General features: G+C 39.5%; 11 protein-coding genes and 1 other RNA gene. 9 read left to right on the top strand and 3 right to left on the bottom strand.

Translation table 11 applies throughout. The features are described from left to right. The first annotated feature begins 103 nt into the window (after positions 1 to 103). The 7 genes from tig to P6280_RS05565 are packed head-to-tail and all read left to right on the top strand — an operon-like array spanning position 104 to position 7,039. Entirely contained in the window at positions 104 to 1,459 is a 1,356-nt protein-coding gene (gene tig / locus P6280_RS05595; RefSeq protein WP_283237226.1) for a trigger factor, read from the top strand. 22 nt (positions 1,460 to 1,481) lie between these two features. Further along, the gene (gene clpP / locus P6280_RS05590; protein WP_000540573.1) at positions 1,482 to 2,069 is read left to right on the top strand and encodes an ATP-dependent Clp endopeptidase proteolytic subunit ClpP; all 588 of its coding nucleotides are present in this window, start codon (positions 1,482 to 1,484) and stop codon (positions 2,067 to 2,069) included. Between the two features lie 4 nt (positions 2,070 to 2,073). Then, positions 2,074 to 2,601 (top strand): peptide deformylase, encoded by a 528-nt coding sequence (gene def, locus P6280_RS05585; protein ID WP_245041649.1) that lies wholly within the window; start codon positions 2,074 to 2,076, stop codon positions 2,599 to 2,601. A gap of 2 nt (positions 2,602 to 2,603) precedes the next feature. Next, the gene (locus P6280_RS05580; RefSeq protein ID WP_212884470.1) at positions 2,604 to 4,124 is read left to right on the top strand and encodes a YifB family Mg chelatase-like AAA ATPase; all 1,521 of its coding nucleotides are present in this window, start codon (positions 2,604 to 2,606) and stop codon (positions 4,122 to 4,124) included. 24 nt (positions 4,125 to 4,148) lie between these two features. Further along, positions 4,149 to 6,209: a heavy metal translocating P-type ATPase gene (locus tag P6280_RS05575; protein WP_283237225.1), complete on the top strand. Its 2,061-nt coding sequence runs from the start codon at positions 4,149 to 4,151 to the stop codon at positions 6,207 to 6,209. 35 nt (positions 6,210 to 6,244) lie between these two features. Further along, the gene (locus P6280_RS05570) at positions 6,245 to 6,889 is read left to right on the top strand and encodes a restriction endonuclease subunit S (RefSeq protein WP_283237224.1); all 645 of its coding nucleotides are present in this window, start codon (positions 6,245 to 6,247) and stop codon (positions 6,887 to 6,889) included. Positions 6,890 to 6,892: 3 nt separating this feature from the next. Continuing rightward, positions 6,893 to 7,039 carry a hypothetical protein gene (locus P6280_RS05565; protein ID WP_283237223.1) on the top strand — a complete coding sequence of 49 codons (147 nt, stop codon included), beginning with the start codon at positions 6,893 to 6,895 and terminating at the stop codon, positions 7,037 to 7,039. Between the two features lie 79 nt (positions 7,040 to 7,118). Here P6280_RS05565 and hofF read toward each other — a convergent pair whose 3' ends face one another. The 3 genes from hofF to secA form a co-directional block, all read right to left on the bottom strand. Further along, the gene (gene hofF, locus P6280_RS05560; protein WP_283237222.1) at positions 7,119 to 8,618 is read right to left on the bottom strand and encodes an outer membrane beta-barrel protein HofF; all 1,500 of its coding nucleotides are present in this window, start codon (positions 8,616 to 8,618) and stop codon (positions 7,119 to 7,121) included. 280 nt (positions 8,619 to 8,898) lie between these two features. After that, positions 8,899 to 10,131, bottom strand: coding sequence for an FtsX-like permease family protein (locus tag P6280_RS05555; protein ID WP_283237221.1), 1,233 nt, complete (start codon positions 10,129 to 10,131; stop codon positions 8,899 to 8,901). After that, positions 10,121 to 12,718, bottom strand: coding sequence for a preprotein translocase subunit SecA (gene secA, locus P6280_RS05550; protein WP_283237220.1), 2,598 nt, complete (start codon positions 12,716 to 12,718; stop codon positions 10,121 to 10,123). Before secA ends, P6280_RS05555 begins: the two co-directional genes overlap by 11 nt. 146 nt (positions 12,719 to 12,864) lie before the next feature. Here secA and lolA point away from each other — a divergent pair, with 146 nt between their 5' ends. Together lolA and ssrA are read left to right on the top strand one after the other, a co-directional pair. Further along, entirely contained in the window at positions 12,865 to 13,419 is a 555-nt protein-coding gene (gene lolA, locus P6280_RS05545; RefSeq protein ID WP_283237219.1) for a LolA-like outer membrane lipoprotein chaperone, read from the top strand. Between the two features lie 66 nt (positions 13,420 to 13,485). After that, positions 13,486 to 13,870: a transfer-messenger RNA gene (gene ssrA, locus P6280_RS05540) on the top strand. The last annotated feature ends 41 nt before the right edge of the window (positions 13,871 to 13,911 follow it).

Genomic DNA, 13,911 nt, shown 5'->3' with positions numbered 1-13,911 from the left:
TTTTTGAAAACTAGAATTAAAACCGCTTTTTATAAACCAGAATTAAAACAAATTAAGCTATAATGATGCAAAAATTTAATTTTTTAACCATTTAAGGAAAAAAATGAATCTTGAAGTGAAAAAGATTGACACCGCTAACGCCCGTTTGAGCGCTAAACCTTCCGTTGAAAATTTAGAAAAGCGTTATGATAAAATCGCTCAAAAAATCGCCCAAAAAGTTAAAATTGATGGCTTTAGAAGAGGTAAAGTCCCCCTTAATTTAGTGAAAACCCGTTATCGAGCCCAAATTGAACAAGACGCTCAAGAAGAAATGATTCAAGAGGTTTTAAAAAACGCTTTTAAGGAATTAGGGATTGAAAATAAGGATCTAATCGGCAGCCCCAACCTCACTAAATTTGAAAAAAAAGACACGCATTTTGAAATAGAAGCCAACATTGGCTTAAAACCCACGATTGTTTTAGACAAGATCAAAGAGTGCGTGCCTAGCGTGGGAGTGGAAATCCCCAATGAAGAAAAAATTGATGAGCGTTTGAAACAGCTCGCTAAAGACTATGCGAAATTTGTGGATACTGATGCTCAAAGAAAAGCTCAAAACGACTATAAATTAACGATTGATTTTGAAGGCTTTATAGATAATGCGCCTTTTGAAGGGGGCAAGGCTGAGAATTTCAGTTTGATTTTAGGCAGTAAGCAAATGCTAGAAGATTTTGAAAAGGCTCTTTTAGGCATGCAAGCGGGTGAAGAAAAAGAATTCCCTTTGACTTTCCCTAGCGAATACCACGCAGAGCATTTAGCCGGCAAAGAAGCCCTTTTTAAAGTGAAATTACGCCAGATTCAAGCGCGTGAAGTGTTAGAAATCAATGACGAACTCGCTAAAATCGTGCTGGCTAATGAAGAGAATGCGACTTTAAAGCTTTTAAAAGAAAGGGTTGAGGGGCAGTTGTTCTTAGAAAATAAAGCCAGGCTCTATAATGAAGAGTTGAAAGAAAAATTGATTGAAAATTTAGACGAAAAGATTGTTTTTGATTTGCCTAAAACGATCATAGAGCAAGAAATGGATTTGTTGTTCAGGAACGATCTTTATTCCATGCAAGCTGAGGAAGTCAAATCCTTACAAGAAAGTCAAGAAAAAGCCAAAGAAAAGCGTGAAAGCTTTAGGAATGATGCGACAAAAAGCGTGAAAATCACTTTTATCATTGACGCTTTAGCAAAAGAAGAAAAAATTGGCGTGCATGACAATGAAGTCTTTCAAACTTTGTATTATGAAGCGATGATGACAGGGCAAAACCCAGAAAATCTCATTGAACAATACCGCAAAAATAACATGTTAGCGGCGGTGAAAATGGCGATGATTGAAGATAGGGTGCTGACTTATTTGTTGGATAAAAACCTGCCTAAAGAGCAACAAGAAATTTTAGAGAAAATGAGGCTCAACGCTCAAAAAACTCAAGTGGGTTAAACGGCTAAAAAAAGGAGAGATGATGGGATACATTCCTTATGTAATAGAGAATACCGATCGTGGGGAGCGCAGCTATGATATTTACTCGCGCCTTTTAAAGGATCGCATTGTTTTATTGAGCGGTGAGATCAATGATAGCGTGGCGTCTTCTATCGTGGCCCAACTCTTGTTTTTGGAAGCTGAAGACCCTGAAAAAGACATTGGCTTGTATATCAATTCTCCCGGTGGGGTGATAACAAGCGGTCTTAGCATTTATGACACCATGAATTTTATCCGCCCTGATGTTTCCACGATTTGCATCGGTCAAGCGGCTTCTATGGGGGCGTTTTTGCTGAGCTGTGGGGCTAAGGGCAAGCGCTTTTCACTACCCCATTCAAGGATTATGATCCACCAGCCTTTAGGGGGGGCTCAAGGGCAAGCGAGCGATATTGAAATCATTTCTAATGAGATTCTCAGGCTTAAAGGTTTGATGAATTCTATTCTAGCTCAAAACTCAGGGCAGAGTTTGGAGCAAATCGCTAAAGACACGGACAGGGATTTTTATATGAGCGCTAAAGAAGCTAAAGAGTATGGCTTGATTGATAAAGTGTTACAGAAAAATGTGAAGTGATTGCATGGCGTTATTAGAGATTATCCATTACCCTTCTAAAATCTTAAGAACGATTTCTAAAGAGGTCGTTTCTTTTGAGGCAAAACTCCACCAACAGCTAGATGACATGCGTGAAACCATGATCGCTAGTGAGGGGATAGGGTTAGCCGCTATTCAAGTGGGCTTGCCTTTAAGAATGCTCATTATCAATCTCCCACGAGAAGACGGCGTGCAACACAAAGAAGACTGCTTAGAAATCATTAACCCTAAGTTTATAGAAACTAAAGGGACAATAATGTATAAGGAGGGGTGCTTGTCTGTGCCGGGATTTTATGAAGAGGTGGAGCGTTTTGAAAAGGTTAAGATAGAATACCAAAACCGCTTCGCTGAAGTGAAAATTTTAGAAGCGAGTGAGCTTTTAGCGGTAGCCATTCAGCATGAAATAGATCACCTCAATGGCGTGTTATTCGTGGATAAATTATCCATTTTGAAGCGTAAGAAATTTGAAAAAGAATTAAAAGAATTAAATAAAAATCCCAAAAACAAGTCCTAACCATGATCAACACGATATTTTGTGCAACCATGCAAAGGGGGGTGGCAGAAATCGTGGCTGTGGAGGCGACTTTCACAAGGGCTTTGCCGGCGTTTGTGATTTCAGGCTTGGCTAATAGCTCTATCCAAGAAGCCAGACAGCGGGTCCAATCGGCTTTGCAAAATAACGATTTCACTTTCCCGCCTTTAAAAATCACCATCAACCTTTCCCCTTCAGATTTGCCTAAATCTGGGAGCCATTTTGATTTGCCTATCGCTCTTTTAATCGCTTTGCAAAAACAAGAGTTGGCTTTTAAAGAGTGGTTTGCTTTTGGGGAGTTAGGGCTTGATGGCAAGATCAAACCCAATCCTAACATTTTCCCCATGCTTTTAGACATTGCCATTAAACACCCCCATGCTAAAGTCATTGCGCCTAAGGCTAATGAAGAGCTTTTTTCGCTCATCCCTAATTTGCAATGCTTTTTTGTGGAGCATTTTAAAGAAGCTTTAGAAATCTTGCAAAATCCTGAAATCAAAGCAGACACCCACACGAAAAAACTACCCTTTAAAACGATAGAATTGAACGATAAAGAGTATTATTTTTCAGACGCCTATGCCTTAGATTTTAAAGAAGTTAAGGGGCAAGCTGTCGCTAAAGAAGCCGCTTTGATCGCTAGCGCTGGGTTTCATAACTTGATTTTAGAGGGAAGTCCAGGGTGTGGGAAAAGCATGATTATTAATCGCATGCGTTATATCTTGCCTCCATTGAGCCTGAATGAAATCCTAGAAGCGACAAAATTACGCATTTTAAGCGAGCAAGACAGCGCCTACTACCCCTTAAGGAGTTTTAGAAACCCTCACCAAAGCGCTTCAAAATCCAGTATTTTAGGCTCAAGCTCTCTAAAAGAGCCAAAACCTGGCGAAATCGCATTAGCGCATAACGGCATGCTTTTTTTTGATGAATTGCCTCATTTTAAAAAGGATATTTTGGAAGCTTTAAGAGAGCCTTTAGAAAATAATAAATTGGTGATCTCAAGAGTGCATAGCAAAATTGAATACGAAACCTCTTTTTTATTTGTGGGGGCTCAAAACCCTTGCTTGTGCGGGAACTTACTCAGTATAACCAAAGCATGCCGTTGCCAAGATAGAGAAATCACGCAGTATAAAAACCGCTTGAGCGAGCCTTTTTTGGACAGGATTGATTTGTTTGTGCAAATGGAAGAGGGGAATTATAAGGACACGCCGTCGCATTCTTGGACTTCAAAAGAGATGCATCAATGGGTATTACTAGCTTTCAAACAGCAAAAATTAAGGAAACAGAGCGCTTTTAATGGTAAGCTTAATGAAGAGCAGATAGAACGATTTTGCCCTTTAAACGCTGAAGCGCAAAAGTTGTTAGAGCAGGCGGTTGAAAGGTTTAATCTGTCCATGCGCTCTGTTAATAAGGTCAAAAAAGTCGCTAGGACGATTGCGGATTTAAACGCTTGCGAGAATATAGAAAAATCTCACATGCTTAAAGCGCTGAGTTTTAGAAAGATTTCTTAAAAGGATTTTTATAAGGGAGAGAAAATGCAAGAATACCATATTCATAATTTGGATTGCCCTGATTGCGCGTCTAAATTAGAAAGGGATTTAAACAAACTAGATTGCGTGAAAAAAGCTCAAATCAATTTCAGCACCAGTAAGTTGTTTTTGGACACGAGTGATTTTGAAAAAGTTAAGGCTTTCATCAAGCAGAATGAACCGCATTTGAGCCTGTCTTTTAAAGAGACTGCAGAAAAGCCCTTGAGTTTTACGCCACTCATTATTACAATCATTGTCTTTTTGGGCGCGATTTTAATCTTACACCTTGAGCCTAACGCTTTTATTGAAAAGGCTATGTTTTTTGTGTTGGCTTTAGTGTATCTTATAAGCGGTAAAGATGTGATTTTAGGGGCGTTTCGTGGGCTTAGAAAAGGGCAATTTTTTGATGAAAACGCTTTGATGCTCATTGCGACTATTGCGGCTTTTTGCGTGGGGGCTTATGAAGAGAGCGTGTCTATTATGGTGTTTTATTCAGCGGGCGAATTTTTGCAAAAACTCGCTATCTCTCGCTCTAAAAAATCCCTTAAGGCTTTAGTGGATGTCGCTCCTAATCTGGCTTATTTGAAAAAGGGCGATGCATTAGTGAGCGTTGCGCCTGAAGATTTAAGAGTCAATGACATTGTGGTGGTAAAAGTCGGCGAAAAAGTGCCTGTGGATGGCGTGGTAGTTAAGGGCGAAAGTTTGCTAGATGAAAGGGCGTTGAGTGGGGAGTCTATGCCTGTTAATGTCAGCGAGCATTCTAAAGTTTTAGGGGGGAGCTTGAATTTAAAAGCGGTCCTTGAAATTCAAGTGGAAAAAATGTATAAAGATTCTTCTATCGCTAAAGTGGTGGATTTAGTCCAACAAGCCACGAATGAAAAGAGCGAAACCGAGAAATTTATCACTAAATTTTCACGCTACTACACCCCAAGCGTTTTATTCATTGCTTTAATGATCGCTGTATTACCGCCCTTGTTTTCTATGGGGAGCTTTGATGAGTGGATTTATAGGGGGCTTGTGGCTTTAATGGTGAGCTGCCCTTGCGCGTTAGTGATTTCTGTGCCTTTAGGGTATTTTGGAGGCGTGGGAGCGGCGAGCCGAAAGGGCATTTTAATGAAAGGCGTGCATGTTTTAGAGGTGCTTACCCAAGCTAAAAGCATCGCTTTTGATAAAACCGGCACTTTGACTAAAGGCGTTTTTAAAGTAACAGATATTGTGCCGCAAAACGGGCATTCTAAAGAAGAAGTTTTGCATTACGCTTCTTGTTCGCAGCTCTTATCCACGCACCCTATCGCTTTATCCATTCAAAAAGCATGCGAAGAAATGTTAAAGGACGATAAGCACCAGCATGACATTAAGAATTACGAAGAAGTGAGCGGAATGGGGGTTAAAGCGCAATGCCATACGGATCTAATCATCGCAGGGAATGAAAAAATGCTCGATCAATTCAATATCGCGCACAGCCCTTCCAAAGAAAACGGCACGATCGTGCATGTGGCTTTCAATCAGGCTTATGTGGGCTATATCGTCATTAGCGATGAGATTAAAGATGACGCCATAGAGTGCTTAAGGGATTTAAAAGCGCAAGGGATAGAAAATTTTTGCATTTTGAGCGGGGACAGAAAAAGCGCGACTGAGAGCATCGCTCAAACTCTAGGCTGTGAATATTATGCGAGCTTGTTGCCTGAAGAAAAAACGAGCGTGTTTAAAACTTTTAAAGAACGCTATAAAGCCCCGGCGATTTTTGTAGGCGATGGCATCAATGACGCTCCGACTCTAGCGAGCGCTGATGTGGGGATAGGCATGGGGAAAGGCTCAGAATTGAGCAAGCAAAGCGCAGACATTGTGATCACTAACGACTCGTTAAATTCGTTAGTGAAAGTTTTAGCGATCGCTAAAAAAACTAAAAGCATTATTTGGCAAAATATCTTGTTCGCTTTGGGGATTAAAGCGGTTTTTATCGTGCTAGGGCTTATGGGGGTAGCGAGCTTGTGGGAAGCGGTCTTTGGCGATGTGGGGGTTACGCTTTTAGCCTTAGCCAACTCCATGCGCGCGATGAGGGCTTAATGATCTTATCATCAGCCATTTAGAAGAAGGGCAAAATGCATAAAATAGAGCGCTTACTCCAAACTTTAGCGCCTAAGGGGGTGGAGTTTAAAACGCTTGAAGAGGTTTTTGAAATTAAAAATGGTTACACCCCATCAAAAAACAATCCTGAATTTTGGGAAAAAGGGACTATCCCTTGGTTTAGAATGGAGGACATTAGAGAAAATGGGAGGATTTTAAAAGACTCTATCCAACACATTACCCCAAAGGCTTTAAAGGGTAAGAAATTATTCCCTAAAAATTCTATTATTATTTCTACAACAGCAACCATAGGCGAACATGCCCTTTTAATCGTTGATTCGTTAGCGAATCAACGATTCACTTTTTTAAGCAAAAAAGCGAATTGTGGTATTGCTTTAGACATGAAATTCTTTTTTTATCAATGTTTTCTTTTAGGGGAATGGTGCAAAAAAAACACTAATGTTTCAGGTTTTGCTTCTGTGGATATGACTGCTTTTAAAAAATATAAGTTCCCCATCCCACCCCTAGAAATCCAGCAAGAGATCGTTAAGATTTTGGATCAATTCTCAGCCCTAACCACTGATTTATTAGCCGGTATCCCGGCTGAAATAGAAGCCAGGAAAAAGCAATACGAATATTACAGAGAAAAACTATTAACCTTCAAACCACTCAAGGCATAAAGCATGAATTATGAGATTATCGCAGAAAGCAATGAAAGCACCGTGATAGCCGAGTATCATAGCGATAATGAGAAAAAAAGCGCTTATGAGAGCGAAGCAGAGCTAGAAAGGGCGTTTATGGCGCTTTTACAAAAACAAGGCTTAAAATAGGCGATAAAGCGTTTTTTTAATGGCTGATTTATCGCTAGGCGTTTAACAACCCCTTAAAGGGTTGTTATTTAAAGAGGGCTTAAAGCTTCCACACTATCTCGGTGAAAATATGGCTCCTGTCTTGATCGGTGGCAGGCTGGCTGTCCAATTTTGGCCCGTTCCACCCCATTTTATAGCCTTGATGCATCAACATATTATAATATTCAAACTTAATGTCGGCCGAGAAATTTTTAGTGAATTTGTAGCCCAAGTTGAGCGATAGGACTTGTTCGTTCGCCCTAGGCCCATAAGTCAAACGCCCCAATAAGCCCCAAAGGAATTTCCTATGCACCCCACCGCCAAAGGCAAACACGGTAAAAGCGTTCGCATCCATCATGTAAGACAAAGAGTTAAGGGTGTTTGCATAAACGGTGTTCGTCCAAAAGTCAAAGCCTAAGCGGTTACCATGGTAGCCTATCATCCAGTTGGCGTTCCCAAAGGATTTATAAATCCCAAAACCAAAATTGTATTCATTCCATTCAAACTTTTGTTTGATCATCAAGCTGTGCGCATTCTTACCGGCCGGCATGCCAAATTGATAGGTGTCCCAAAACCTTTTAGCATAAAAAGGATTGAGCACGGTAACATCTGTTTGAGAGCGAAACCCTAATCCGGTAAAAGTGGGGTTACTATCATAAGTGATCGTAAAGTTAGGGTCGTATTCGTTAAAGGGTGAAAAATAGACAAAAGGCTGAATGCTCCAACCCTTGTAATTCCAAATGATATAAAAGGCATGCACCCCAGGGTTTATGGTTTGCCCGTTTTTGAGAGTGTAGGTTTTAGGCGAATAGAAATTATAAAGCCACTCATTATAGGCAAAACCACGACCAAAAGAGCTAAACCACCAGAATTTGAAATTCCCTAAGTTTAAGGTCATGTCCAAGCCTTGGTTGTAACCACTCATATAATCCGCTGGGGATTCGTATCTTCCGCCCCTAATTTCAAAAATATCTTTGTAGTTGTAACGCAAGTAAGCGTTATAAATCACATAGTTTCTGGTGTGATCGGCATAAGTTTTTGCGCAAGTGGAAGCCTCTAAAGCTTCTTGATCAGACAATTGTGTCATTTGGGCTTGAGTCATCTTATCGTATTGGCCTTGGGTCAAATTCCCCGTGGCTAACCCACAACTAGCCCATGGTTTTTGCCCTACAAGACCGCCCCAATAGCCCACATAGTTCCAAGCCATAGCCCCATAGGGTTTTCCTGTAACTTCGTTAATGAAATCCTTAGTGGTATCATAAATTACAGCACCCCCCCAACCCCCAAGACTCCCGTCTAAATGATGCCCGTTAGCCGTAGCGCTTTTGGGCAAGAGTTCCGTAAAATCTACTTGCATGTAAGCCATAACCGTCATAAAGGTTTCGGTAGGGTAAAGCCCTTTATTGGTGTTGATAGGTTTGTTATTGAAACCGATTTTAGAGAAACTTTCAGCACCCGCTTTAATTTTAGCGATTTTGCCCAAATCAAAAGCTTGACTTTGAGAAGAGAATAAAAAAAGAAGCGTTGCGATATTTTTAGCAGATGCAACTTTATAGTTCATGTTTAACCCTTAGTATAAACAAAAAAATCTAAATAGAGTAAGCCAACACCATTTTAAAGAAAATTTTTTCTTACAGATCTTAAACATCTAATCAGTCTGTTCATCTTTCGTCCTTTTTTCTACGAAGTCCGACTTGCAAAGTTAATTCTTAACTAAGTCGTTCTTTAATACTAGCATAATATTATTGTTTTTTTTAATTTTGAGGATAAAATTTTTCTTTGTCAGTCAAATACAGACACTCAAAGCCTTATTTAATCTCAATATTATTTAATTTTTTAATTTATTCATTCCTTAACACGCTTAAAGCATCAATATGAGAAGCTTTTTTAGATGGGTAATAAGAAGAAAGCCCTACGATAATGATAGAACCTATTAGAGTGAGCATAAAATCCATTAAAGACAGATCCAAAGGCAAGGTGTTAATGCCATAAACATCTGCTGGGAGCGAGATGATAGGGAACACGCTTAAAAGATACATGCTTAAAAACGCTAAAACCACCCCAAGCGCCACACCGCCTAAACCAATGATATTACCCAAATAAAAAAAGGTTTTTTGGATTTCTTTTTGGCTGCTCCCCATGCTAAAGAGTAGGGCGATTTCTTTACGCCTGTTCATCACCACCATTAAAAGCGAGCTGATGATATTCAAAGACGCCATTAAAATAATGAGCATGAGCACAATGAATAACGCTCTTTTTTCTAATTCCATAGCCGAGAAAAAATTCCCGTTTTGTTGCCACCACCCTTCAATGCCTATGCCATGGTGGTTGATGGTTTTTAAAGCGTTGCGTAAATTTTCAATATCTTTCATGGGCTCTTTAGAATAGACATGCACCCCATCATAAAGCCCTAAGGGCAATCTCCTGATCGCGCTTATGGCTTGAAGGCTAGTATACATGTAGCTCATGTCATAAGATTTTAGCCCTGAATCAAAATCGCCTTTTATGGTAAAACGCTTCATAATAGGGGAGAGCGTGAGACCGGTTGGCTCTAATTCGGTGAAAAACAAATCGGCTTTTTGATTGAGATCTAAATTCAAGCTGTATCTCAAGCTTTTCCCCACGATCAAATTAAAAGGGTTTTTAAAAAGATCGTTTTCATTGGTATTTTTTAAAGCGTCGTTTAAAACTTCATTGATGCGCCTTTCTTTAGAAAAATCAACCCCAAACACCACGCCACCATTCATGGAATGCGCGCTTTTAATCAGGCTTTGAGTTTGCAAATAGGGGCTAAAAAGCAAATTGGGGAACTTTTTTTCTAAAGCTTGAACCACTTCTTCGCTGATCCCATAAGGGCTTGTGGTATAGAGCGTTAAGGGGTAGTTCATCACAAAAAGCTTTTTTTCAAATTCCTTACTCATGCCGTTCATGATCGCCATAGCCACAATTAAAACCATCACGCCAACCGCCACGCCAAAGAAAGCCAACAAAGCGGTGATGCTAATAAATGGCTGGCTTTTATCAAAACGCAAATAACGCTTGATAAGGAAAAAAATCAACGATCTATTTGGCAAATAAGCCCTTTTTAGGACCGCTTTTAGCGCAACAATCTTTGTATTTTTTGCCGCTCCCACAAGGGCAAGGCTCGTTCCTTTTAGGGGTTTTAGCGAAAGCTTTCATGGCCACATTCAAATCTTCATCTAAGGCTTCTTCATGGCGGTAAGTTACGCTCTCATGCTCTCTTTCTTCGCTAAAGTTATCCAAATAACGCTCCGCATCGCTAGAATCTTGCTCATTTTCAAACTGGATCTTAGAAAAGGTTTTGATCGCTTCCATTTTAATGTCTTCAATGAGTTCTAAGAAAAGGTTGTAACTCTCTTTTTTATATTCTACAAGAGGGTCTTTTTGGTTATAGCCTCTCAAATTAATACCGGTTTTGAGGTTATCCATCGTATAAAGGTGCTCTCGCCATGCGTTGTCTAAAATCTGCAAATACACGATGCGCTCAATCCGGCTTCTTTGTTCGCTATCTAAAACTTTCATTTTGTTTTCATAATCGCTTTTTAATTTTTCTGCGACAAAATTTTCAATAGGAGAGGCTTTTTCTAAATCTTCTAATTCAACATGAGCGTTAAAATCTTCTTTTAAGATGTTTTTAAGCCCTAAAAGTTCCTCTTTAGACAGGTTTTGATGGTCAAAGGCTTTGAGTTTGGAAAAGATTTGATGGAGTGCGTATTCTCTGTTTTCAGCGATTTTAGTGCCAATATCGTAATTGGCATCTAATAACTCATCTCTAAATTTATACACGCTTTTTCGTTGCTCATTAGCCACATCATCGTATTCTAACAAATGCTTACGGCTTTCAAAATGCAAGTTCTCCACTTTTTTTTGCGCGTTTTCCACCGCTCTTGTAACAAGCTTTGATTCAATGTGTTCGCCGTCTTTAAGCCCTAATTTTTCCATCACCCCCTTAATCCTATCGCTTCCAAAAATGCGTAACAGATTGTCTTCTAAGCTCAAATAAAATTGGCTTGTCCCCGGATCGCCTTGGCGCCCGCTTCGCCCCCTTAATTGGTTGTCAATCCTACGGCTCTCATGCCTTTCAGTGCCAATAATATACAGCCCCCCAAGCTCTTTAATTTCATCAGTGAGTTTAATATCAACGCCCCTGCCTGCCATGTTAGTTGCAATCGTAACCGCTCCTTTAAGCCCGGCGTCTTTGATGATTTCAGCTTCTTTGGTGTGCTGCTTGGCGTTTAAAACGGTGTGAGGGATGCGTTCTTTTTTGAGTAAAGCGTGCAAGGTTTCACTCTTTTCAATACTTGCTGTGCCGACTAAAACGGGCTGACCCTTATCGTATAATTCTTTAATCTTAAGGATCACGGCGTCAAATTTTTCTTTTTCACTCTTATAGATCAAATCGTTCAAATCTTTGCGCTTGATCGCTAGATTAGTGGGGATAGACACCACTTCTAAATTATAGATTTCTAAAAATTCTGTGGCTTCGGTTTGAGCCGTGCCTGTCATGCCAGCGAGTTTAGAAAACATCCTGAAATAATTTTGGAAAGTAATATCGGCTAAGGTTTGGCTCTCTTCTTTAATGCTCACGCCCTCTTTAGCCTCTAAAGCCTGATGCAAGCCCTCACTAAAGCGCCTCCCCTCAGACAAGCGGCCGGTAAATTCATCTACAATCACCACTTCATTGTTGGCTACAATATAATCTTTATCAATAAAAAAGAGGTAATTCGCTTTCAAAGCCTGGTCTAAATGGTGCGATAAGGCGGCGTTTTCAATCTTGTATAAATTATCCACGCCAAAGAGATTTTCGGCCTTTTTAATCCCCTCTTCAGTGATTAAAATCGCGCGGTTTTTTTCATCTATGGTGAAATCTGTTTCCACTTGCATGCTTTTAGCGACTTCATCAGCCTTGTTGTAATTTTCCATGCGCCTATCCACAGGCCCTGAAATGATTAAAGGGGTTCTGGCTTCATCAATTAAAATGGAATCCACTTCATCAACAATAGCGAACGCATGGGATTTTTGCACCTTATGCTCTAAGGAATATTTCATGTTATCCCTTAGATAATCAAAGCCAAATTCATTATTAGTGCCATAAACAATGTCTTTAGAATAAATTTCCAATCGTTCATCATCATCTCGCACGCTTGCGGTAATCGTGCCTACGCTATAACCTAAGAAATGATACAACGGCTCCATTTCTTTAGAATCCCTATGCGCTAGGTAATCATTAACGGTTACCACATACACGCTCTCGCCCTTTAAAGCGTTCAAAGCCACCGCTAAAGTAGCGACTAAAGTCTTGCCCTCGCCGGTTTTCATTTCAGCGATTTTGCCATCGTTTAAGACCATGCCCCCAATGAGTTGCACATCAAAATGGTGCATCTTTAAGATCCTTTTGCTCGCTTCTCTGGTGATTGCAAAACTTTCTGGTAAGACTTCTAAAAGGGTTTTTTCTTGCAAATCTTTTTCTGTGGATCGCACTCGTTTTTTTAACTCTTCAAAAGCGTTTTGCAGCTCAACATCGCTCATTTTTTCATAAGTAGGCTCTAAGGCGTTGATAACTAGGACTTGTTTTTTGTATTGTTTGATCCAGCGATCGTTTCTAGTGCCAATGATTTTTCCAATGATTGCTTTTATCATAGTAGTAATAACCTTATTAAGAGTGCTTTAATCCCATTTATTTTATTAAAGCGTCAGTTTTTAATCCCATTTTAGCATGGATAAAATAAAAGTCATGTAAAATAAAGGGTTTTATTGAGATGAGAGATGATTTTAAGGTTTGGATAATGAAAGCTTTTTTAAAGATTTTAATGGTTTTAATTTTTATGAGCGTTGCTTACGCTAAAAATCCTTCAACGCTTTCTAAAGAAGAAGAGGTTTTACAGCATTTGCAAAGTTTTAGCGCGCGTTTCAAGCAGGTTTTAAAAAATGAAAAACCCTTAGTTTATTACGGGGTTTTAAAGGCTAAAGCCCCTAATTGGGCTTTATGGGTTTATGAAAAGCCTTTAAAAAAAGAAATTTACATGAACGATAAAGAAGTGGTGATTTATGAGCCTAATTTGTTTCAAGCGACTATCACGCCCTTAAAAGACAAGACGGATTTTTTCACCATCCTCAAACGCTTAAAAAAGCAAGATGACGGCTCTTTTAAAACGACTATCCACAAAACCACTTATCGTTTGGTTTTTAAAGACGGCAAGCCTTTTTCGCTAGAATTTAAAGATGAAATGAACAATCTTGTAACGATCACTTTTTCTCAAACAGAAATTAACCCCACCATTGCTAATGAAATCTTTGTTTTTAAGCCTAAAGATGAAAACATTGATATTGTGCGCCAATGATTTTTAACGATTCATTGCATTTTGTTAGCAAAAGTTGGTTAAAATAGACAAGCCTTTAGAAATCATGGGGCTGACTTGGATTTCGACAGATTTCTTGTCGTGCAGACAGCATGCCAAGTGCTACTTGTAAAACAGCAACAAAAATAACTGTAAACAACACAGATTACGCTCCAGCTTACGCTAAAGCTGCGTGAGTTAATCTCCTTTGGAGCTGGACTGATTAGAATTTCTAGCGTTTTAATCACTCCATAACCTTAAGCTAGACGCTTTTAAAAGGTGGTTCGCCTTTTAAACTAAGAAACAAGAACTCTTGAAACTACCTCAAGGTTTTAGAAAGTTGGACCAGAGCTAGTTTTAAGGCTAAAAAACCAACCAATTTTCTAAGCATTGTAGAAGTTTGTGTTTAGGACAAGATTTTTGGACTGGGGTTCGATTCCCCACAGCTCCACCATATTAAAAAGTATCATTTTTAAGCGTATTTAAGGAAGGTAA

The sequence above is a fragment of the Helicobacter sp. 219-2 genome (assembly GCF_030053225.1).
Classification (GTDB): Bacteria; Campylobacterota; Campylobacteria; order Campylobacterales; family Helicobacteraceae; genus Helicobacter; species Helicobacter pylori_C.
This window is presented reverse-complemented; position numbering and strand designations above follow the sequence as displayed.

Bases quoted from the DNA above. Each gene is read 5' to 3' on its own strand.
- tig (WP_283237226.1), top strand. From the start codon at position 104: ATGAATCTTGAAGTGAAAAAGATTGACACCGCTAACGCCCGTTTGAGC.
- clpP (WP_000540573.1), top strand. From the start codon at position 1,482: ATGGGATACATTCCTTATGTAATAGAGAATACCGATCGTGGGGAGCGC.
- def (WP_245041649.1), top strand. From the start codon at position 2,074: ATGGCGTTATTAGAGATTATCCATTACCCTTCTAAAATCTTAAGAACG.
- P6280_RS05580 (WP_212884470.1), top strand. From the start codon at position 2,604: ATGATCAACACGATATTTTGTGCAACCATGCAAAGGGGGGTGGCAGAA.
- P6280_RS05575 (WP_283237225.1), top strand. From the start codon at position 4,149: ATGCAAGAATACCATATTCATAATTTGGATTGCCCTGATTGCGCGTCT.
- P6280_RS05570 (WP_283237224.1), top strand. From the start codon at position 6,245: ATGCATAAAATAGAGCGCTTACTCCAAACTTTAGCGCCTAAGGGGGTG.
- P6280_RS05565 (WP_283237223.1), top strand. From the start codon at position 6,893: ATGAATTATGAGATTATCGCAGAAAGCAATGAAAGCACCGTGATAGCC.
- hofF (WP_283237222.1), bottom strand. From the start codon at position 8,618: ATGAACTATAAAGTTGCATCTGCTAAAAATATCGCAACGCTTCTTTTT.
- secA (WP_283237220.1), bottom strand. From the start codon at position 12,718: ATGATAAAAGCAATCATTGGAAAAATCATTGGCACTAGAAACGATCGC.
- lolA (WP_283237219.1), top strand. From the start codon at position 12,865: ATGAAAGCTTTTTTAAAGATTTTAATGGTTTTAATTTTTATGAGCGTT.